Source organism: Streptomyces endocoffeicus (genome assembly GCF_016741935.1).
Classification (GTDB): domain Bacteria; phylum Actinomycetota; class Actinomycetes; order Streptomycetales; family Streptomycetaceae; genus Streptomyces; species Streptomyces endocoffeicus.
Genome location: NZ_JAERRG010000006.1, coordinates 164359 through 182132 on the forward strand (window position 1 = coordinate 164359; position 17774 = coordinate 182132).

General features: G+C 71.5%; 17 protein-coding genes. 8 read left to right on the forward strand and 9 right to left on the reverse strand.

The window, feature by feature from the left end; translation table 11 throughout:
• Positions 1–26 precede the first annotated feature (26 nt).
• A complete protein-coding gene (locus JK364_RS17345) occupies positions 27–1355 on the forward strand; it encodes an enolase C-terminal domain-like protein (protein ID WP_201851997.1) in 1329 nt (442 codons plus the stop codon).
• Positions 1356–1422: 67 nt separating this feature from the next.
• On the opposite strand, the gene JK364_RS17350 is transcribed toward JK364_RS17345, so the two are convergent.
• The 6 genes from JK364_RS17350 to JK364_RS17375 all read right to left on the reverse strand — a co-directional run bounded on the left by JK364_RS17350 (position 1423) and on the right by JK364_RS17375 (position 6007).
• Positions 1423–1797: a hypothetical protein gene (locus JK364_RS17350; protein ID WP_201851998.1), complete on the reverse strand. Its 375-nt coding sequence runs from the start codon at positions 1795–1797 to the stop codon at positions 1423–1425.
• Positions 1798–1881: 84 nt separating this feature from the next.
• Positions 1882–2316 (reverse strand): roadblock/LC7 domain-containing protein, encoded by a 435-nt coding sequence (locus JK364_RS17355; RefSeq protein ID WP_201851999.1) that lies wholly within the window; start codon positions 2314–2316, stop codon positions 1882–1884.
• Positions 2317–2371: 55 nt separating this feature from the next.
• On the reverse strand, positions 2372–3217 hold the full coding sequence (locus JK364_RS17360) for a transcriptional regulator (protein WP_201852000.1): 846 nt from the start codon (positions 3215–3217) through the stop codon (positions 2372–2374).
• Positions 3214–3636 (reverse strand): hypothetical protein, encoded by a 423-nt coding sequence (locus tag JK364_RS17365; protein ID WP_201852001.1) that lies wholly within the window; start codon positions 3634–3636, stop codon positions 3214–3216. Before JK364_RS17365 ends, JK364_RS17360 begins: the two co-directional genes overlap by 4 nt.
• A 501-nt stretch (positions 3637–4137) precedes the next feature.
• Positions 4138–4956 carry a DUF4142 domain-containing protein gene (locus tag JK364_RS17370; RefSeq protein WP_201852002.1) on the reverse strand — a complete coding sequence of 273 codons (819 nt, stop codon included), beginning with the start codon at positions 4954–4956 and terminating at the stop codon, positions 4138–4140.
• 130 nt (positions 4957–5086) lie between these two features.
• The gene (locus tag JK364_RS17375; RefSeq protein WP_230992094.1) at positions 5087–6007 is read right to left on the reverse strand and encodes a LysR substrate-binding domain-containing protein; all 921 of its coding nucleotides are present in this window, start codon (positions 6005–6007) and stop codon (positions 5087–5089) included.
• A 116-nt stretch (positions 6008–6123) separates the two neighbouring features.
• Here JK364_RS17375 and JK364_RS17380 point away from each other — a divergent pair, with 116 nt between their 5' ends.
• The 6 genes from JK364_RS17380 to JK364_RS17405 all read left to right on the forward strand — a co-directional run bounded on the left by JK364_RS17380 (position 6124) and on the right by JK364_RS17405 (position 12272).
• A complete protein-coding gene (locus JK364_RS17380) occupies positions 6124–7110 on the forward strand; it encodes a hydroxyacid dehydrogenase (protein ID WP_201852004.1) in 987 nt (328 codons plus the stop codon).
• Positions 7111–7174: 64 nt separating this feature from the next.
• Positions 7175–8305 carry a mandelate racemase/muconate lactonizing enzyme family protein gene (locus tag JK364_RS17385; protein WP_201852005.1) on the forward strand — a complete coding sequence of 377 codons (1131 nt, stop codon included), beginning with the start codon at positions 7175–7177 and terminating at the stop codon, positions 8303–8305.
• A gap of 38 nt (positions 8306–8343) precedes the next feature.
• On the forward strand, positions 8344–9657 hold the full coding sequence (locus JK364_RS17390) for an ABC transporter substrate-binding protein (RefSeq protein WP_201852006.1): 1314 nt from the start codon (positions 8344–8346) through the stop codon (positions 9655–9657).
• Between the two features lie 12 nt (positions 9658–9669).
• The gene (locus tag JK364_RS17395) at positions 9670–10623 is read left to right on the forward strand and encodes a carbohydrate ABC transporter permease (protein ID WP_201852007.1); all 954 of its coding nucleotides are present in this window, start codon (positions 9670–9672) and stop codon (positions 10621–10623) included.
• Positions 10613–11473 carry a carbohydrate ABC transporter permease gene (locus tag JK364_RS17400; RefSeq protein ID WP_201852008.1) on the forward strand — a complete coding sequence of 287 codons (861 nt, stop codon included), beginning with the start codon at positions 10613–10615 and terminating at the stop codon, positions 11471–11473. Before JK364_RS17395 ends, JK364_RS17400 begins: the two co-directional genes overlap by 11 nt.
• Positions 11474–11477: 4 nt before the next feature.
• The gene (locus tag JK364_RS17405) at positions 11478–12272 is read left to right on the forward strand and encodes a sugar phosphate isomerase/epimerase family protein (protein WP_201852009.1); all 795 of its coding nucleotides are present in this window, start codon (positions 11478–11480) and stop codon (positions 12270–12272) included.
• Positions 12273–12372: 100 nt separating this feature from the next.
• On the opposite strand, the gene JK364_RS17410 is transcribed toward JK364_RS17405, so the two are convergent.
• On the reverse strand, positions 12373–13302 hold the full coding sequence (locus JK364_RS17410; protein ID WP_201852010.1) for a right-handed parallel beta-helix repeat-containing protein: 930 nt from the start codon (positions 13300–13302) through the stop codon (positions 12373–12375).
• Between the two features lie 130 nt (positions 13303–13432).
• Between JK364_RS17410 and JK364_RS17415 the strand changes: the two genes are divergently transcribed.
• On the forward strand, positions 13433–15889 hold the full coding sequence (locus tag JK364_RS17415; RefSeq protein ID WP_201852011.1) for a GH92 family glycosyl hydrolase: 2457 nt from the start codon (positions 13433–13435) through the stop codon (positions 15887–15889).
• A gap of 41 nt (positions 15890–15930) precedes the next feature.
• Here JK364_RS17415 and JK364_RS17420 read toward each other — a convergent pair whose 3' ends face one another.
• Together JK364_RS17420 and JK364_RS17425 are read right to left on the reverse strand one after the other, a co-directional pair.
• Positions 15931–16086 carry a hypothetical protein gene (locus JK364_RS17420; protein WP_372461956.1) on the reverse strand — a complete coding sequence of 52 codons (156 nt, stop codon included), beginning with the start codon at positions 16084–16086 and terminating at the stop codon, positions 15931–15933.
• Positions 16083–17747 carry a purple acid phosphatase family protein gene (locus tag JK364_RS17425; RefSeq protein ID WP_230992095.1) on the reverse strand — a complete coding sequence of 555 codons (1665 nt, stop codon included), beginning with the start codon at positions 17745–17747 and terminating at the stop codon, positions 16083–16085. Before JK364_RS17425 ends, JK364_RS17420 begins: the two co-directional genes overlap by 4 nt.
• Positions 17748–17774 lie beyond the last annotated feature (27 nt).

Below are 17774 nucleotides of genomic sequence, written 5' to 3' on the forward strand. Positions count from 1 at the left end.
ACCGCCCCCGACCCAAGGACGCCACGATGAGCCAGCCGACCGTCACCTCGTTCTCCGTCTACCCGGTCGCCGGCCGCGACAGCATGGAGCTGAACCTCTCCGGCGCCCACGGCCCCTACTTCACCCGCAACGTGGTGGTCCTCGAGGACTCCGAGGGCCGTACCGGACTGGGCGAGGTGCCCGGCGGTGAGAAGATCACCCAGACGCTGCGGGACGCCGAGTCCCTCGTCGTCGGGGCGCGGGTGGGCGACTACAAGCGGGTGCTGCGCGATATCGGGCAGCGGTTCGCTGATCGCGACGCCGGGGGCCGGGGCACCCAGACCTTCGATCTGCGCACCACCGTGCACGCCGTCACCGCCGTCGAGTCGGCCCTGCTGGACCTGCTGGGGCAGCATCTGGAGGTGCCCGTCGCGGCGCTCCTGGGCGACGGGCAGCAGCGCGACTCGGTACGGGTCCTGGGCTATCTGTTCTACGTCGGCGACCCCGGCCGGACCGACCTGGAGTACGTCCGGGAACCCGACGCCGACGCCGAGTGGTACCGCATCCGCCACGAGGAGGCGCTGACCCCCGAGGCGATCGTCCGCCAGGCCGAGGCCACCTACGACCTCTACGGCTTCGCGGACTTCAAGCTCAAGGGCGGGGTCCTGGAGGGACACGAGGAGGTCAAGGCGGTACGGGCGCTCAAGGAGCGGTTCCCCGAGGCCCGTATCACCCTCGACCCCAACGGCGCCTGGTCGCTGCGCGAGGCGATCGAACTGTGCCGGCCGCTGCTCGGCACGCTCGCCTACGCCGAGGACCCGTGCGGCGCCGAGGACGGCTACTCCGGCCGGGAGATCCTGGCCGAGTTCCGGCGGGCCACCGGACTGCCCACGGCCACCAACATGATCGCCACGGACTGGCGGCAGATGACCCACGCACTGGCGCTGCAGTCCGTCTCCATCCCGCTGGCCGACCCTCACTTCTGGACCATGCAGGGGTCGGTACGGGTGGCCCAGCTCTGCCATGAGATGGGCCTGACCTGGGGCTGCCACTCCAACAACCACTTCGACATCTCCCTGGCGATGGTGGCCCACTGCGGAGCCGCCGCCCCGGGCGCGTACAACGCCCTGGACACCCACTGGATCTGGCAGGAGGGGATGGAGCGGCTCACCGTCGAGCCGCCGCGGATCGCCGGCGGTGAGATCGCCATCCCGGACGCCCCCGGGCTGGGGATCCGGCTCGACCGCGACCGGCTCCTCGCCGCCCACGCCCTCTACCAGGAGAAGGCGCTGGGGGCGCGGGACGACGCGGTGGGCATGCGCTATCTCATTCCGGGCTGGACCTTCGACAACAAGCGGCCCTGCCTGGTCCGTTAGCGTGCCGTCGTCCGGTGGGTCGGACCGACCCACCGGATTCGCGGCGCGCGGATCGGGGCCGTACGGCTCAGACCTCCAGGTCGGCCTCGATCTTGCGCAGCTGGTGGCGTGCCATCGCCAGATTGGCCCGGTTCCTGTCCAGCGCCAGATAGAGGAAGAGACCCTGGCTGTCCCGGCCCCTCAGCAGCCGGATCAGGTGGTACTGGCTGCCGAGGGTGATGAGGATGTCCTCGATGCCGTCCTGCAGACCGAGCTGCTCCATGGTCCGCACCTTGGCGCGCACCACATCGGTGTTGCCCGCCGCGGCCACCGTCAGGTCGAGCTCCTTTCCTCCGCCCACGGTGCCGAGGGCCATCCCGCTGGAGTAGTCGACCAGCGCGGCGCCGAGGGAGCCCTCGATGGACGTCATCGCCTCTTTGAGCGCGGTCTGGGTGTTCGCCATGATCGTGGCTGTTCCTTTCGATGTCAGTGATGTGCGATCGGGTCTCGGCGCGCGGGGTGCGCGCCGGGTGGGGGAGGTCGTGGGTCAGGGCTGCTCGGCCCTGCTGAGGGCGCCGCCCACCAGATCGGCGAGCCGGGCGCCCGAGCGCCGGGCCTCCATATGGAGACGGCCGACGTTGGTGCGGTCACCTGCCAGTACGGTCAGTACGGCCGTGGACCCCGCGGCGTAGGTGGCCACATAGCCGTTCTCACCGCGGACCAGCAACTCACGGAAGGCGCCCCGCCCGGTGGCACCCGCCAGCGACTGCGCCACCCCGAGGGCCGCGGCGGTCAGCGCCGCCACGCCCTCGGGCTCGATGGTGGCCGTGTCATGCGCCAGCACCACACCATCGCTGGTGGCGGCGAGGGCGCCGGTCACATGGGTCACCCGGGCCCGCAGCCGGCGCAGCTCCTCCAGCACCTCGGGCTCGGCGGCCAGCAGCCACTTCCGCTCCGTGCGCTGCCGCAGGGTGAGCCTCATGACGCCGCGCACGGGTCGGGCGGGTCGGTCGGGGCGGGCGGGTCGGTCGGGGGAATCACAGGGTTGCCTCCAAGGCGTCGCGGAGCCGACGCAGCAGGTCGATATCGGGATCGGTGAAGACGGCCGCGCCGGGACCGCGGTCCGGGGTGGTCGGCGCGGAACCGGCGGAACCGGCGGAACCGGCGGGCGGGCCGGGGCGGCCCGGATGTTCCGGATGTGTGGGGCGTGGGGTGGCGACATGGCCCGCCGCCGCCAGCCGCCGTATGTCGATCAGCGTGTGGAAGGCGGGCCGGCCCAGCTCGCGGGCGATACGGGCGGGGGTGCGGACCCCGTCGGCCAGCGCCAGCACCGCGCGCTGACGGGGGGTGACGGCCGGGGCGCGGCCGTCCGGTCGGCGCAGCACCACCGGCTCCGTGTCCACCTGCGGATACGGCCACAGGGCGGCCAGCAGCTCGCCGCGGCGCCGGGTCTCGCGCTCGACGGCCACCGCGCCCACCGGGCGCACCGGCCCGAGCCAGTGGGCCGCGCCCCGCTGGAAGCCGCGGGGGCCGCTGCCGTGCCCCAGCGCGAAGTACGCCGCGTCGAACAGCGCGCCCAGATGGCAGATCTCCAGCTCCGCGCCCGACAGCCGGCCGCTGTCGACGAGGAACCGCCCGACCCCACCGGCCCGGCCGGTCCGGCCCACCGCCTCCCGCCAGCTGTCGGCGGTCAGCCGCCCACCGGTGGTGAGCAGCACCTCGATCCCGGGGGCCGCGGGGCTCTCGGCGTGCACGACCTGGCCGTCCCGGAGATAGACCGTGCCCGCGTCGCACAGCAGGGCGCCGCTGGCCCGCTCCTCGGCGAGCCCGGTGAGGCTGGGGGCGTGCCCGGTCCGTGCCCCGGTCCGGTGCGGCAGGCTCATATCAGTGCCAGCCGCCCGCACAGGTCGCGCAGCCGGATCCGGGCGAGCGCCAGATTGCCCTCCCGGCGGTCGAGCCACAGATAGAAGAAGACGCCGCTGTCGAAGGCCGTGTCGACGAAGCGCAGCAGGTGGTAGCAGGTGCGGGTGGTGACGATGACGTCCTCGACGGCGGGCTCCCCGTCCGCCTCGTCGGCGTCGGCGCCGCTCTTGCCGCTCCCGGGGTCCAGCGCGGCGAACGCCCGCTGCTCGGCGGCCATCCGGGCCAGCTCCGCCGTCTCCGCCGCGGTGGCCTCGGGGTCCTCGTCGCGCACCTCGCCGACCATGCCGAGCGCAAGTCCGCTGGTCCACTCGATCACGGCGGCTCCGCGCGCGCCGTTCACGGTCATCGCTTCCAGTAAGCACTCGTCGATTCCGGGCATGCGGCCTCCCCTCCCTGCGTCACTCATGGCGGGCGCCCACCGGTGGCGCTTCGCCAGTGACGGTGAGGTTACGCAGGGTTCAGCTGTTGGGGGTTAAATCCAGTAATGCTCGGAAATGGCGGGCGGAGCGTAGTAGGGTCCGCCGCCCCATGGGTCCCGTAGGTCTCGGCAGCCCCTGCCCGGGGCCGTGCCGGGCCCGGTCATCGGCCCTCTGAACGATTCCTAGCGGGTGCGGGGCCCGCCGGGCCACAGGCGGGCGGGCGCATATTCCACCGTCCTATTGCAGACGTGGTGGATGGGTCAGTAGACGGTCGTGCGATGGTCGAGTACGCATACGCGTGGAGCCGGGGCGCGGCGCGGTGCCCGCCGGGGGTGGTCATGAGGCTCTCCCGGAGCCGTTTCGCACCCCCGCGGCGCACAGAGTGGCGTGATTTGACGGTACCGATGTGGCGGAAACCGCCCGCGTTTCACCCGGCTTGTCTGCGCTCTCCTGACGGTGTGTTACGGAACGGCGGGCGCGGAGGGGGAGGAGGTGGCGCCCGGAGTGGTCGGGGAGGCCGAGGAGCCCGGCGCGTCGTCGACCGGGGCGGGCGGGGACGCCGTGGGCGGTTCACCCTTCCCCTCGAGCGAGGCCGGCTTCTTGAGGACGACCATGGGCTCACCGGGCTTGGGCAGCACCGGCTTGGTGAAGTTCGGGCCCTGGGTCGGGGTCGCGGTGATCTGGGCGGGAAGCCGCTGGTAGTCGACCATCCCGGTGTTCTCCATCTGCGTGATGTGGTCCAGCACCGTGTTGTTGGCCTGGGTGGCGAGCTGACGCACCAGGGTGTTCTTGCTGGTCGCCCGGATCTTGGCGATGGAGCTGAAGATCTGGCCGTGGGTGATGCGCAGGATCTGGGCCATCTGGCTGTCGAAGTTCTTGCCCGTGGCGGCCGTCAGGGTGTCCAGGAACCCCTGCTGCTGCGGCGTGGGCTTGTTGGGCAGGGTGATGCCGAGTTTGGGGGCGATGTCGCGCGAGGCGTCGTCCAGCTGCGCATGCCCCACGATCAGGTGTTCACCGGCCGTCTTCACCGCCGCCGTGGTGCCCTTCTTGAGGGCCAGCTCACCGACGGGGTACTCCCACAGTCCGGCGAGCCGGACCTTGACCACGAAGTCCCGGTCGGCGCCGGTGAGCGGTCCGTACTGCGTCGTGCTCGTCTTCGCCAGGTTCGTCTGGTTCGTCTGCTGCACGCCCGTCAGTACGGGCGACATGATCACACCGAGGGTGACCACCACGGAACCTATGAGGAGGGAGGTACCTGTCACGAAGTACCGGGATCGCATAGAGCCTCCTGGCGGGGACGCCGGTCGTTGTGCGGAGCAGTGTCTGCCCGTGCTTGCACCGGCGAATACGGATCACGAAGGCCCTCTGCTCAATGGCCTGGCGGCTGTTTATATATCTTTGGACCGTTACTTACCGCCCGCTATGGCCTATCTCACAGCCGCCTCCCGAACGCTCCTGGTTGAGGACGTCCACCAGCCGCTGGAGGGCCGGGTTGGGGCTGTCCGGGCTCCAGCAGGCGTGGAGGGTCACGGAGTGGGCGTCGGCCGGGGCCAGTTCGCGGTAGCGGACGCCGTGGACGCCCATGGTCATGATCGAGCGGGGGATCAGGGCGCAGCCCAGGCCCGCGCGGACCAGGGCGAGCATGGTGGGGACCTGGGACGTCAACTGGCTGACGGCGTAGCGGTCCACGCCGATCATCGCGGCGCAGATGTCGTGCAGATAGCGGGAGCCCTCGGGGCTGTAGCCGATGTAGTCGTCGGCCACGTCGGTCAGGGCGACGGGGGTGTCCTCGTCGCCATGGGCCAGCGGATGGCCGGAGGGGACGGCGAGGACGAGGTCCTCGGAGTGGACCGGGAGCGAGGCGTACCCCTCGGGGATGGGCGGCCGCACCAGACCCAGGTCGATGCGCAGCTCCGAGAGGGCGGCGAACTGATCGGGGCTGACCAGTTCGGTCAACTCGACGGTGACATCGGGGAGATGCCGTTTCACCAGATCCAGCACGTCGGCCAGGATGGCGTACGCGCCGATCGCGGTGAAGGCCAGCCGCAGGGTGCCGGTGCGGCCCTCGGCGGCGCGGCGGGTGGCGGTCGGCGCGGCCTCCAGCAGGGCCAGCACCCGGTGGCAGTGGTCCAGGAAGACCCGGCCCGCCGCGGTGATCCGGGCGCCTCGTCCGGTGCGCTCGAACAGGACGACGTCCAGGGCGCGTTCCAGCGCCTGGATCTGACGGGTCAGCGGCGGCTGGGTCATATTGAGGCGGGCGGCGGCACGGCCGAAGTGCCGCTCCTCCGCCACCGCCACGAAGCCGCGGAGCTGCTGCAGGGAGAGGTTCATGCCCTCACGGTATGGGGCGATGCGAAAGTGGGCTTGGACGGGCATGGCGGCGTGCCCCTACGGTCATGACGACCGCCACAGGGCAGATCCGCGCCGATCCCGTCCGAGGAGCCAGGTTGTCCAGACTCGCCGTCGCCATGACCCCCCAGCGTGCCGCCGATGTGATCAGCGCCGAGGCCCGGCGGCTGATGGAGAAACGTTACGAGGTGAGCTGGGCCGATGAGCCGCTGACCGCGGACGTGGTGGCCCGGCTCGCCGCCGGCAGCGATGTGCTGCTGACCAGCTGGGGCACACCCCGTCTGGACCGGGCGATCTGGGCCGGTGGCGATGGCCCCCGGGTGGTGGCCCACGCCGCCGGGACGGTGAAGAAGCTCATCGACCGCGAGGTGCTCGACCAGGGCGTCGCGGTCTTCTCGGCCGCCGGGCGGATCGCCTGGTCCGTGGGGGAGTACTGCCTGGCGGCGATGCTCACCCTGGCCCGCCGGCTGCCGCTGTTCGACACCGCGATACGCGCCGGCGGCTGGAAGCAGAGCGGCTTCCGGGGCGGTGAACTCACCGGCCGGCGGGTGGGCGTGCTCGGCGCGAGCTCCACGGCCCGCGCCCTGATCACCCTGCTCCGGCCGTTCCGCTGCGAGGTGGTGGTGTACGACCCGTATCTGGACCAGGAGGCGGCCGCCGCGCTGGGGGTGCGGGCCGCCACGCTGGAGGAGGCCCTCGGCTGCCCGTTCGTCTCCGTCCATGTGCCCGACCTCCCCGACACCCGTGGCCTGGTGAGCGCCCGGCTCATCGAGCGGATCCCCGACCACGCCGTGGTCGTCAACTCCGCCCGGGGACCGGCCGTCGACCAGGGCGCGCTGCTGGAACAGGTCCTGGCGGGGCGGCTGTTCGCCGCGCTGGACGTCTTCGACCCCGAGCCGCCGCGGTTCGGCGAGTCCGTGCTGGGCTGCCCGAACCTGCTGCTCACCCCGCATATCGCCGGGGACACCGTGGACGGGCATCTGGCGCTGGCCGGATATGTGATGGCGGACGTGGCCGACTGGCTGGACAAGGGTGTCCGCGGTCCGAGCTTCGTGGACCCCGCCTCCTGGCCCATCGCCGCCTGACCGGCCCCCGCGCTCCGCATCCGGCCGTTCGCGTCATCGACCTTATGTCAGGAGTCACTTCACCATGTCGCGTATCACGGCGGTCGAGGTCTTCCCCGTGGCCGTGCCGTTCGCCCGGCGGTTCGTGCTGGGCAGCGGCGCCGTCGGCACCCCCGATCAGGCGGGGTCGGTCATCTTCGTCAAGCTGACCACCGAGGACGGGGTGGTCGGCTGGGGCGAACAGCGCGCCCTGCCCAGCTGGAGCTATGAGACCGCCGAGACGATCGCCGTCGTCATCAAGCGCCATCTGGCCCCCATCCTCCTCGAACTCACCCCGTTCGACGTGGAGTTGTTCCACACCCGGGCGAGCCGCAGGCTGAGCCCCGCGGTGTCCAACGGCTTTCCGTTCGCCCGCGCCGCGGTGGACATCGCCCTGCACGACGCGGCCGGCAAGCTGGCCGGGCTGCCGGTCCACGCCCTGCTGGGCGGCAAGCTCCGGGACACGGTGCCGCTCTGCTCGGCCATCGGGGTGGGCGAGCCCGCCGCCGTCCGCGAACACGCCCACCAGTCCTCGGACTACACCGCCTACAAGGTGAAGATCGGCGGCGATCCCGCGGCGGACACCGCGGCCATCACCGCCGTCGCGGAGGTCGCCGCGGGCAAACCCCTCTGGCTGGACGCCAATCAGTCCTACCGGCCGACCGCCCTCGCCCGCCTGATGGACGCGGTGCGCGAGGTGCCGCACCTGACGTGCGTGGAGCAGCCCGTGCCGGGCACCGACACCCTCGCCCTGCGCCGGGTCCGGGACCTGATCAGCTTGCCGGTGGCCATCGACGAGGGCAGCTTCACCGCCCAGGACCTGGCCCGCACCCTCCGCCTGGACGCCGCCGATCTGGTGGTCGTCAAGATCTGCAAATCCGGCGGGCTGCGCAACGCCCTGAAGACCGCCCAGGTCGCGCTGGCGGGCGGCCTGGAGGTGCTGGCCAGCGGGCTGACCGACTGCGGCATCGGCTTCGCGGCCGCGCTGCACCTCTTCAGCCAGCTGGAACTGGCCCTGCCCGCCGAGCTGAACGGACCGGAGCTGCTGGCCGACCTCTACGTGGAGAACCTGGACATCGTCGCGGCCACCGCCACCGTCCCCTCCGGCCCCGGGCTCGGCGTCGAGGTCGACGAGGAACGCATCCGCGCCGAATCCATGGACCTGGCCTGGTCCTGAACATCTGCGCACCCAGACCCAGCAGCGAGGAGACGACGATGTCTTCCAGCTTTTCCCGGCGTGCTCTGCTCAAGGGGGCGGCCCTCGGCGGACTCGCCACCACGGGAGCCCTCGGCGGCTGCTCCTCCGGTCCGCCGCCCGGCACGGCCACCTGGTCCATGTGGTCCAGCAGCCCCGAGGAGAACCGGGTCTGGGCCGACTTCGGACGCTATGTCGAGCGGCGCATGCACATCAGATCGGCCTCGACCCTCACCCCCTCCGACGGCTACCCCACCAAACTCGATCTGCAGCTCGTCAGCGGAACGGCCGGGATGGTCACCGCCCTCAACGGCTGGCTGATCCCCACCTACGCCTCACGCGGCGCACACCGGCCGCTGGACGATCTCATCGCCGCGGACCCCGACTTCGACCTCGACGACTTCTACCCCGCCATCCGGTCCATCTCCTCGTTCGCCGGCCACACCTACGCCATCGGCTTCGACGTGGCACCGACCGTGCTCTACTACAACAGGACACTGCTGGAGCGGAACGGCGTCGATCCGCCGTCCCCGACCGAGCCCATGAGCTGGGACACCTTCCGGGATCTGGCCATCGAGCTGAGCAAGCCGAAGGACCAGTACGGCTTCACCTGCGCGCCGACCATCGACGACCTGGTGTCCTGGATCTACTGCGCCGGTGGCGATGTCCTCGACGGGGACCGTGACACCAGCCCCCTGGACGCCCCCGAGGCCCTGGCGGCGATCCACTACGTGGTCGGCCTGTTCGTCAAGGACCGGGTCACCCCGCCGATCGACAATCTGGTCGCCCAGAACGCCTCCGGCGCATCCCTGGCCAACTTCCTCCAGGGCAACGTGGCCTTCATGCAGAACGGCCCCTGGCAGGTGCTCAATGTCCGCAAGGCCCCCTTCACATGGGACATCGTGCCCTTCCCCGCCGGGCCGGCCGGATCCACACCGCGGGTGTCGGGCTCCAGCTTCGCCATTCCCTCCGGGGTCAAGGACGACGACCTCGACCTGGCGTGGCGACTGCTGAAGACCCTCACCAGCACGGGCGCGCTGAACATCTACGCACGGGCCGGGCGCAACAACCCCGCGCGGCTCTCCGCCGCGAGCGCCTTCGAACCGCCGCCCGCCAACCTCGGCATCGTCCAGCGGATCCTGAAGGGCGAGGTCGCCGGCGGCCATCCCTTCAACGTCACCACCAACTGGAACCGCGTCCGGCTGCTGCTGGGCCAGGACCTGCCCCGGGCCTTCCTCGGCCAGGTGAGCGTCCGCGACGCGATCGACGGTGTGATGCCACGGCTGAACGCCCTGATGCGCCAGCACCGGGACGCCGTCCGCCAGGCCACCTGAGGAAGGATCACGATGGCTGTCGAAACCCCCGCCGCGGCGACCGCGGCCCCACGGCGCCCCCCGCGTGGCCCGCTGCGCCGCCCCCGGTTCTGGCGGAACGGCTCGGAGACGCTCGCCGCCTGGCTGTTCCTCCTGCCCAGCCTGGCCGGATTCCTGGTCTTCACCGCCGGACCGGTGGTCGCGGCCGGGGTGATCTCGCTGCTGGACTGGAACCTGTTCAGCCCGCCCCACTTCATCGGGCTGGACAACTTCGCCCGGCTCGGCCCGGACACCACCTTCTGGTCGGCGCTCGGCAACACCGCGTACTTCACCTTCGTCAGTGTGCCGCTGACACTGCTGGTCAGCCTGGGCCTGGCGCTGCTGCTCAACCAGGGGCTGCGGCGCATGGCGGTGTTCCGGTCGCTGCTCCTGCTGCCCTACGCGACGATCACCGTGGCGGTGGCCTTCGTCTGGGTCTGGCTCTACATCCCGCACGACGGGCTGATCAACGCGGTGCTCGGTGTCTTCGGAATCGACGGCCCGGCCTGGCTGATCTCGGACGACTGGGCCATGCCCGCCCTCATCCTGATGAGCGTCTGGAAGAGCTTCGGCTTCGGCATGGTGATCTTCCTCGCCGGGCTGCAGGCCATTCCACAGCAGCTCTACGAGGCGGCCAGGGTGGACGGTGCCTCGCCCTGGCGGACCTTCCGGGCGGTGACGCTGCCCCTGCTGTCGCCCTCGGTGTTCTTCACCGTGGTCACCTCGGTCATCGGCTCCTTCCAGGTCTTCGACCAGGCGCTGGTGATGACGGACGGCGGGCCGGGATCCAGCACCACCACGCTCGTGATGTACATCTACCGGACCGGATTCCAGAACTACGAGCAGGGCTACGCGGCCGCGCAGTCGATGGTGTTGTTCGCCTTCATCGTCGTCATCACCGCGGCGCAGTTCCTGCTCCAGCGGAGGCTGGTGCACTATGACCTCTGACGTGCCCGCGCTCGCGGCCCTCCGCCGCTCGCCCGCGGCGGCCCGGCGGCTGCTGGTGTTCACCTGCTTCCTGGTCACCGCGGTCACCCTCACCCCCATCGTGATGATGGTGCTGGTGGCCTTCCAGTCCGACGCCGAGTCGATGGCGGCACGGCCGTCGTTCTGGCCCGGCAGCTGGCATCCGGAGAACATCGGCCGGGCCTTCGACCTCGTCCCGCTGGGCCGCTATCTGCTGAACACCGTCTTCTTCGCCGGGGGTACGGCGCTCCTGGAGACGGTCACCGCGGCCCTGGCCGCGTACGCCTTCGCCCGGCTGCGCTTCCGGGGCCGGAGCGTGCTGTTCGGCGTCTATCTGACCACCTTGATGATCCCCTCGCAGGTCACGCTGATCCCGCAGTTCATCCTGGTGGCGAAGTTGCACGGGGTGGACACCTGGCCCGGGATGATCCTGCCGCACGCCTTCACCGCGCTCGGGGTGTTCCTGCTCCGCCAGTTCTTCCTGGGCGTGCCCCGCGACTACGAGGAGGCCGCCCGTCTCGACGGCGCGAACCGCTGGCAGACGTTCATCCGGGTGATCGTCCCGCTGGCCATCCCGGCCATCGCCACGCTCGCGGTGTTCAAGTTCATCAGCCAGTGGAACAACCTGCTCTGGCCGCTGGTGATATCCAACAGCGACTCCACCAGGACCGCGGCGGTCGGCCTCCAGGTGTTCCAGTCCACCAACGGCACCCAGTGGAATCTGCTGCTGATGGCCGCCGCCATCACCACCGTGCCGCTCATCGTGCTCTTCTTCCTCACCCAGCGCTGGTTCGTCAAAGGCATCACCATGAGCGGGCTCGGAGGCCGCTGACACCATGACATTTATCTGGTCCGTGTTCACCAAACCGTGGTCCACGCTGCCCGGCGACACCCTGGGCGGGCTGGTGTCCGGCCTCGGCTTCACCGGTGCCGAGATCCCGGTCCGGGACACCGCGTACGTCACCCCGGGCGAAGCCGGACGGCTGCTGCCGGAGTTCACCGCGCGGCTGCGGGCGGAGGGCGTCGAGGTGATCAGCGTCGCGAGCGATCTCCGCGAACCCGTCTTCGCGGCGTGCCGGGAGGCGGGCGTGCCGATGATCCGGGTCATGGCCGAGCTGGGCCCCGACGGCTACGCCGCCTCGGTCCGGCGGGCACGGCAACGGCTGGCGGACGCGGCGCCGCTCGCCGAGGGATATGGCGTCCAGGTCGGGGTGCAGCCGCACCACGGGCGCTATGTGTCCTCCGCGCTGGGGGTGATGGACCTCCTCGACGGTCTGCCGGTCGAGCACTTCCGGGTGATCTGGGACGCCGCCCATGACGCGCTGGCGGGCGACGATCCGCGGGTCACCCTGCCGCTGGTCGCCGAGCGGCTCGGCATCGTCAACCTCAAGAACGCCGTCCATGTGCGCACCGAACCGGCCGGTGAGGCCGTCGGCGGGCACTGGAAACCCTGGTTCGTGCCCGGCCCCGAGGGGCTGGCCGACTGGTCGGCGGCGCTCGGGCAACTGGCGGAGCTCGGTTTCACCGGCCCGGTGTGTCTGTCCGGGCAGTACTCCGACCCCGGCGTGCCGGTCGAGAAGCGCCTGGTGGCGGATCTGGCGGCGGCACGCGGCGCGGCGGGCGCCGTATGACCGGGCGTCCGCCGTCCCGGAGCGAAAGGGAGAACGTATCCCGGGGGGAGCGGGAGAACCCCGCGCCCCCGCTCCCCCCGGCTCCTCCTCCCAGAGGCTCCTACGGCGGGCCCCCCGGCTCCGGGCCCCGGTAACCCGGACGGGACGAGGCGTCGATGCCCACCTCGTAGCGGATACCGGGGTGGAGGGTGTTGCCGTCGATCCGGGCGCCGGTCGAGTGGTGGGCGAGGCCGATGGCGTGGTGGGTGGGGGCGGCGAACTCATTGCCGGTGACGGTGGCGTTCCGCACGTCCTCGAACATCAGGGCCTGGGAGGCGCGCAGCGTCTCGCAGTGGTTGCCCCTGATGGTGAAGTCGCCGGTGGTGCCGTGGCCGTCGCCCTCGCCGTCGTTCGGGCCCTCGGCCATCAGACACATGTTGTCGATGTCCTCGCAGCGGTTGTTCTCGATGCGGACACGGTGGCTGGGCGGGGTGTCGCTGGCGAAGGTCTGCATGCAGTCGGCGTGCCGGCCACGGCTGTTGTCGGTGTCGCGGACGGTGTTGTGCGCGATGGTCAGATCGTCGCCGAAGAACCGGATGCCGTCGCCGTCCCCGCCCCTCGGGCCGATCACGGTGTTGTTCCGCACGGTGACGCGGTGGCCGGTCAGCTCGATCCCGGGCGCCTCCGGCCGGACGGACCGGAACCCGTCCACGATCACATCGTCGGCCTCGACGGTGATGCCGTCCACCGCGTCCCCGCCCCCGGCGTAGGTGATCGGGCGCTCCCGGCTTCCGCCCCTGGTGATGACCAGCCGCTGCCGGGACAGATCGCCGTCGAAGCAGACGGTGTCCCCTGGCCTCGCCCGGCGCGCCGCCTCCCGCGGGGTGGCGGCGCGCAGGGTGCAGCGCTCGGTCCCCTTCCCGACGGTGAGCGACGCCGTCGGCCCGGCGGCGCCCCGCTCCTCGGGCCACGACGGACGCGCCAGGGCGGCCAGGAGGGCGAGGACCGAGACGGCGAGAAAGCCGAGGACGAGTCTCCAAGTGATCCGCATGGCGGGCACCGTAGAGCGGGATCCCGGGGACCGGTCCCGCCGTCAGCCGTGCGTCGCAGGCGTCCGGTTCACTCCAGCGTCACCGTACGCCCCTAGATTCACTCCGACACATGGAAGGGCGTGATCCCCGATGGAGACGCACAGAACGCGGCGAAAGAGACTCGGATACCGATCGGCGCTGGTCGGCGGGGGAGTGGCGGTGGCGGTCGGCGCGCTGCTCGCCCCGCTCGTCGAGGCCCCCGCGGCGAGCGCGGCGTCCCGGGCCGACGAGGTACGTCACCCCGTCGACCACGTGGACCCGCTGATCGGCTCGGCCGGCGGCGGCAACACCTACCCGGGCGCCAACCTGCCGTTCGGCATGATCGCCTGGTCCCCGACCAGCACCACCGGCGACCAGACCAACACCGCGGCGGCGAACGGCTATGCGTACGACACCACCCGGGTCCGGGGCTTCAGCCTCACCCATGTCAACGGCGCGGGCTGCCACCCCGGAGCCGCGGGCGATGTGCCGATCATGCCGTTCGTGGGCGAGGTCGACAGCTCTCCCACCGCCGACACCAAGGACCAGAAGTACGCCGCCACCTTCTCGCACGAGAAGGAGAAGGCCGAGCCCGGCCACTACCGGGTGGGGCTCGACTCGGGCGCGGCCGCCGATCTCGCGGTGAGCGAGCGGGCCGGTGTCGCCGACTTCTCCTTCCCCCAGGACGCCCCGGCCCGGCTGCTGTTCCGCACCTCCAACTCGCTCAACGGCAGCGAGAACGCGCATATCGAGATCGACCGCGAGCGGCACAAGGTCACCGGCTGGGTGCTCACCGGCGCGTTCTGCGGACGGCGCGCCAACGGCGGGGAGAACAACCGCAAGACCTACTACCGCCTCTACTTCAGCGCCTCGTTCGACCGTGCCTTCTCCACCGTGGGCACCTGGGAGAACGACCGGCTCTCACCCGGCGCCACCACCGCCGACGGCGGCGAGGGCTATCTCACCGGCGCCGACCGGGCCGGGCGCGGCTCCGGCGGATACGTCGGCTTCGACACCGCGCGGGACAACGATGTCCGGATGCGGCTCGGCATCTCGTACGTCTCCCTCGCGGGCGCCGAGGCCAATCTCCGCGCCGAGATAGCGCCCCGGGCGAGCGTCGCCGACGTGGCCGCCGCGGGACGGGCCGCCTGGGACCGCACGCTGCGCGCCATCCGGATCAGCGGCGGCAGCGAGCCGCGCCGCACCGCATTCTACACCGCCCTCTACCACGCGCTGCAGCAGCCCAACCTGATCAGCGACACCGACGGCCGCTACCCGGGCATGGACGGCACACCGCACCGCGTAGAGCGCGGGCAGACGGCGCAGTACAGCAACTTCTCCGGCTGGGACCAGTACCGCGCCCAGGTGCAGCTGCTCGCCCTGCTCCAGCCCGAGGTCGCCGGGGACTTCGCCCAGTCGCTGCTCAACTTCGCACGGCAGAACGGCGGGGTGTGGGACCGCTGGGTGCACATCAGCGGCGCCACCCATGTGATGACCGGCGACCCCTCCGCCGCCACGCTCGCCACCTTCTACGCCATGGGGGTGCGGAACTTCGACGCCAAGGGCGCCTTCGACTCCCTCTACCGACAAGCCACCGTCCCGCACCCCGACGGGCTCTCCGACAAGGGCTGCCCGGGGCAGTGCGAGGGCCAGCGTCCGAACCTCGCCCAGTACCTGGAGTCCCGGTACGCGGCACAGGACACCTGCCACTGCTGGGGCGGCGCCGCGGAGACCCTGGAGGACTCCGTCGCCGATGACGCGCTCGCCCGCTGGGCCCGGCTGCTCGGCCGTACGAAGGAGGCCGACGAGCTCGGCGCGCGCGGCGGCTACTGGCGCAATGTGTTCAACCCCCAGGCCACCGGCGCGGCGGGATACATCCAGGCCAGGAACCGCGACGGCTCCTGGGTGACCCCCTTCGACCCGGCGTCCGACCGGGGCTTCGCCCAGGGCAGCGCGGCCACGTACACCTGGATGGTGCCGCAGGACGTCCCGGGGCTCGCCGGGGCCATGGGCGGCCGCGACAAGGCGGCGGCCCGGCTGGACGGCTTCTTCCACAAGCCCGACGGCTCCTGGTCGGTCCGCGGCGGCGATCCGCTCCGCTACGACCCCACCAACGAACCGGGCATCCACGCCCCCTGGCTCTACAACGCGCTCGGGCAGCCCTGGAAGACCCAGGAGACCGTGCGCCAGATCATCACCACCGTGTACGGCACCGGACCGAAGGGGCTGCCCGGCAACGACGACCTGGGCACCATGTCCGCGTGGTACGTGTTCGCGGCGCTCGGCCTCTATCCGCAGGCCCCGGGGCGCGCCGAGGCACTGCTCACCGGACCGCTCTTCCCCCGCGCGGTGATCGCCCCGGCGGGACAGCGGCGCGCCCTGACCATCGACGCCCCGGACGCGTCCGACACTCACCCCTATGTGCACGCGGTGCGGGTGAACGGCCGACCGCACGACACCTCATGGCTCGACGGCTCCGTCGTGCGCCAGGGCGGTTCGCTCTCCTTCGACCTGGCCGACCGGCCCGACACCGGCTGGGCCACCGACCCGGGCCGGCTGCCCCGCTAGGCGCTCCGCGGGGAGTGCCGCGAGGTGCGGTCGTTCATCCGCTAGGCCGTCGCGTCGGCGAACGTGTCGGCGCGGATATGGGCCATGGGCCGGCCCACCACCCGGTACCTGCCGTTGGGCACCCGGTCGGACCGGGACACGTGCACGGTGGGCGGGCCGGCCCACTCATAGCCCTTGTCGGCGCGGATCGCCGTCATCGGCGCCGCTCACCGTCGCTGCGGGTCCGCCGGAGCGTGAAGGTGTCCACGGGCTCCATACGGCCGTAGAGCCCTGTGACCGCGTAGTAGGTCACCGACATCGTGGTGGGGCCGCCCGGCCTGGTGCCGGGGTCGACGGTGAACGCGGCGAAGCCGTACGGGTTCACCCGGTCGCGCACCGCCGACCACGGGGCCGCCTCCGTCACATAGACCGGGGTCTTCCGGCCGTTCGCACCGGCGGCGCCGACACCGGTGATGACATTGCACCGCGGGGTGTCGAACAGGACGTCCATCGACGGGATCGAGGTGCCACCGCCACCGATGACCATGTGGACCGTTCCCTCGCCGGTGTCCACCAGATCGGTACGGGTGGCGGCGGGGGTCGGCGTCATCGTGTCGTTGGACTCCCGGCCGCGGATCGGGTGGGAGCGCTCGTAGTGGTGTTCATGGCCGCAGACGACCAGGTCGACGCCGTACTTGTCGAAGAGCGGCAGCCACTCCTGCCGGATGCCGAGGTCGGCGCCGTTGCCCGGGTGGTCGGCCGTGGAGACGACCACCTGGTGCATGACGACCACGATCCAGTCGATGTCCCGGTCGGCCCGGGTCCGGGTGAGCTCGGCCTCCAGCCAGCGCCGCTGCGCCCCGCCGGAGTAGCCCCGCACATAGGTGTTCCCGGCGTCCTGAAGGGCCACGTCGTCATTGGCCAGGCTCACGACGCGCACCGAGCCGACGGTGAAGGCGTACCACAGTCCCTGGGTCTCGTCGTCGCCGCCGTTGCCGGGCAGTGAGAAGTACGCCTGGTAGGCGTCGAACCCGATCGGCCCGTTGCCCAGCTCGTTCTCGTGGTTGCCGGCCGCGGGCATCCACGGCCGGAACCGCGAGGACCGGCTGGTCATGGCGAACCAGTCCGCCCAGGTGCGCAGCCGGTCCTCGGACAGATTGGCGTAGCACAGATCGCCGTTGATGAGGTGGAACAGGGGCGCGACCCGCTCGACGGCGGTGGTCACGTCGTTGGCGTACGGCGAGCCGAGGTTGTCGTTGAGATAGGTGAGCTTCTCGGTGATCTTCGGCGGCTTGGGACCGTTCAGCTTGCCCACCGTGGGCGTGCCCTGGTCGCCGAAGCTGGTGAAGGTGAACGGCGCCCGGCCGCCCGGCCCGGTGCGGAACGACCCCGCCTCCGGCGTCGCCCCGTCGTGGACGGCGGCGTAGACGTAGTCGGTGCCGGGGCGCAGCCGGCTCAGCCGGGCGTGGTGGACGTACATGCTCTGCTGGGACTTGGCGTCGCGGTAGAAGGTGGTCCGCGCGGTGACCTCGGTGCCCATGCCATGGGAGGGGGTGCCGAGCATGACACGCGGCCGTTTCACCGGGACCGGTGTCTGCCAGGACACCACGACCTCCCGCGCGGCGTCGGCCCCGAACTGCAGATGCAGCCCGCTCACCGGCGGCATCCCGGATCCCTCGGGCCGGGTCCACAGCACCGGCGAGGCCGCCACCGCCTCCTGCTGGGACAGATATGTGCCCGCACCGGCCGCCGCGGCGCCCGCCACGCCCAGCAGCCCCCGGCGGCTCATCCGGGACGTGGTCGATGTGGTGGCCGCCGTCGCCGGTCTGGTGGCCGACGCTGCCGATGTGGTGGCCGTGTTCTTCGGTGTCGTCGTCATGGGGCGAAGCTCCCACGCACCCGCCGT

Coding starts and splice junctions, on each gene's coding strand:
- JK364_RS17400 (WP_201852008.1), top strand. CDS start 10,613: ATGACCTCTGACGTGCCCGCGCTCGCGGCCCTCCGCCGCTCGCCCGCG.
- JK364_RS17425 (WP_230992095.1), bottom strand. CDS start 17,747: ATGACGACGACACCGAAGAACACGGCCACCACATCGGCAGCGTCGGCC.
- JK364_RS17410 (WP_201852010.1), bottom strand. CDS start 13,302: ATGCGGATCACTTGGAGACTCGTCCTCGGCTTTCTCGCCGTCTCGGTC.
- JK364_RS17385 (WP_201852005.1), top strand. CDS start 7,175: ATGTCGCGTATCACGGCGGTCGAGGTCTTCCCCGTGGCCGTGCCGTTC.
- JK364_RS17390 (WP_201852006.1), top strand. CDS start 8,344: ATGTCTTCCAGCTTTTCCCGGCGTGCTCTGCTCAAGGGGGCGGCCCTC.
- JK364_RS17405 (WP_201852009.1), top strand. CDS start 11,478: ATGACATTTATCTGGTCCGTGTTCACCAAACCGTGGTCCACGCTGCCC.
- JK364_RS17350 (WP_201851998.1), bottom strand. CDS start 1,797: ATGGCGAACACCCAGACCGCGCTCAAAGAGGCGATGACGTCCATCGAG.
- JK364_RS17360 (WP_201852000.1), bottom strand. CDS start 3,217: ATGAGCCTGCCGCACCGGACCGGGGCACGGACCGGGCACGCCCCCAGC.
- JK364_RS17415 (WP_201852011.1), top strand. CDS start 13,433: ATGGAGACGCACAGAACGCGGCGAAAGAGACTCGGATACCGATCGGCG.
- JK364_RS17375 (WP_230992094.1), bottom strand. CDS start 6,007: ATGAACCTCTCCCTGCAGCAGCTCCGCGGCTTCGTGGCGGTGGCGGAG.
- JK364_RS17365 (WP_201852001.1), bottom strand. CDS start 3,636: ATGCCCGGAATCGACGAGTGCTTACTGGAAGCGATGACCGTGAACGGC.
- JK364_RS17370 (WP_201852002.1), bottom strand. CDS start 4,956: ATGCGATCCCGGTACTTCGTGACAGGTACCTCCCTCCTCATAGGTTCC.
- JK364_RS17395 (WP_201852007.1), top strand. CDS start 9,670: ATGGCTGTCGAAACCCCCGCCGCGGCGACCGCGGCCCCACGGCGCCCC.
- JK364_RS17345 (WP_201851997.1), top strand. CDS start 27: ATGAGCCAGCCGACCGTCACCTCGTTCTCCGTCTACCCGGTCGCCGGC.
- JK364_RS17420 (WP_372461956.1), bottom strand. CDS start 16,086: ATGACGGCGATCCGCGCCGACAAGGGCTATGAGTGGGCCGGCCCGCCC.
- JK364_RS17355 (WP_201851999.1), bottom strand. CDS start 2,316: ATGAGGCTCACCCTGCGGCAGCGCACGGAGCGGAAGTGGCTGCTGGCC.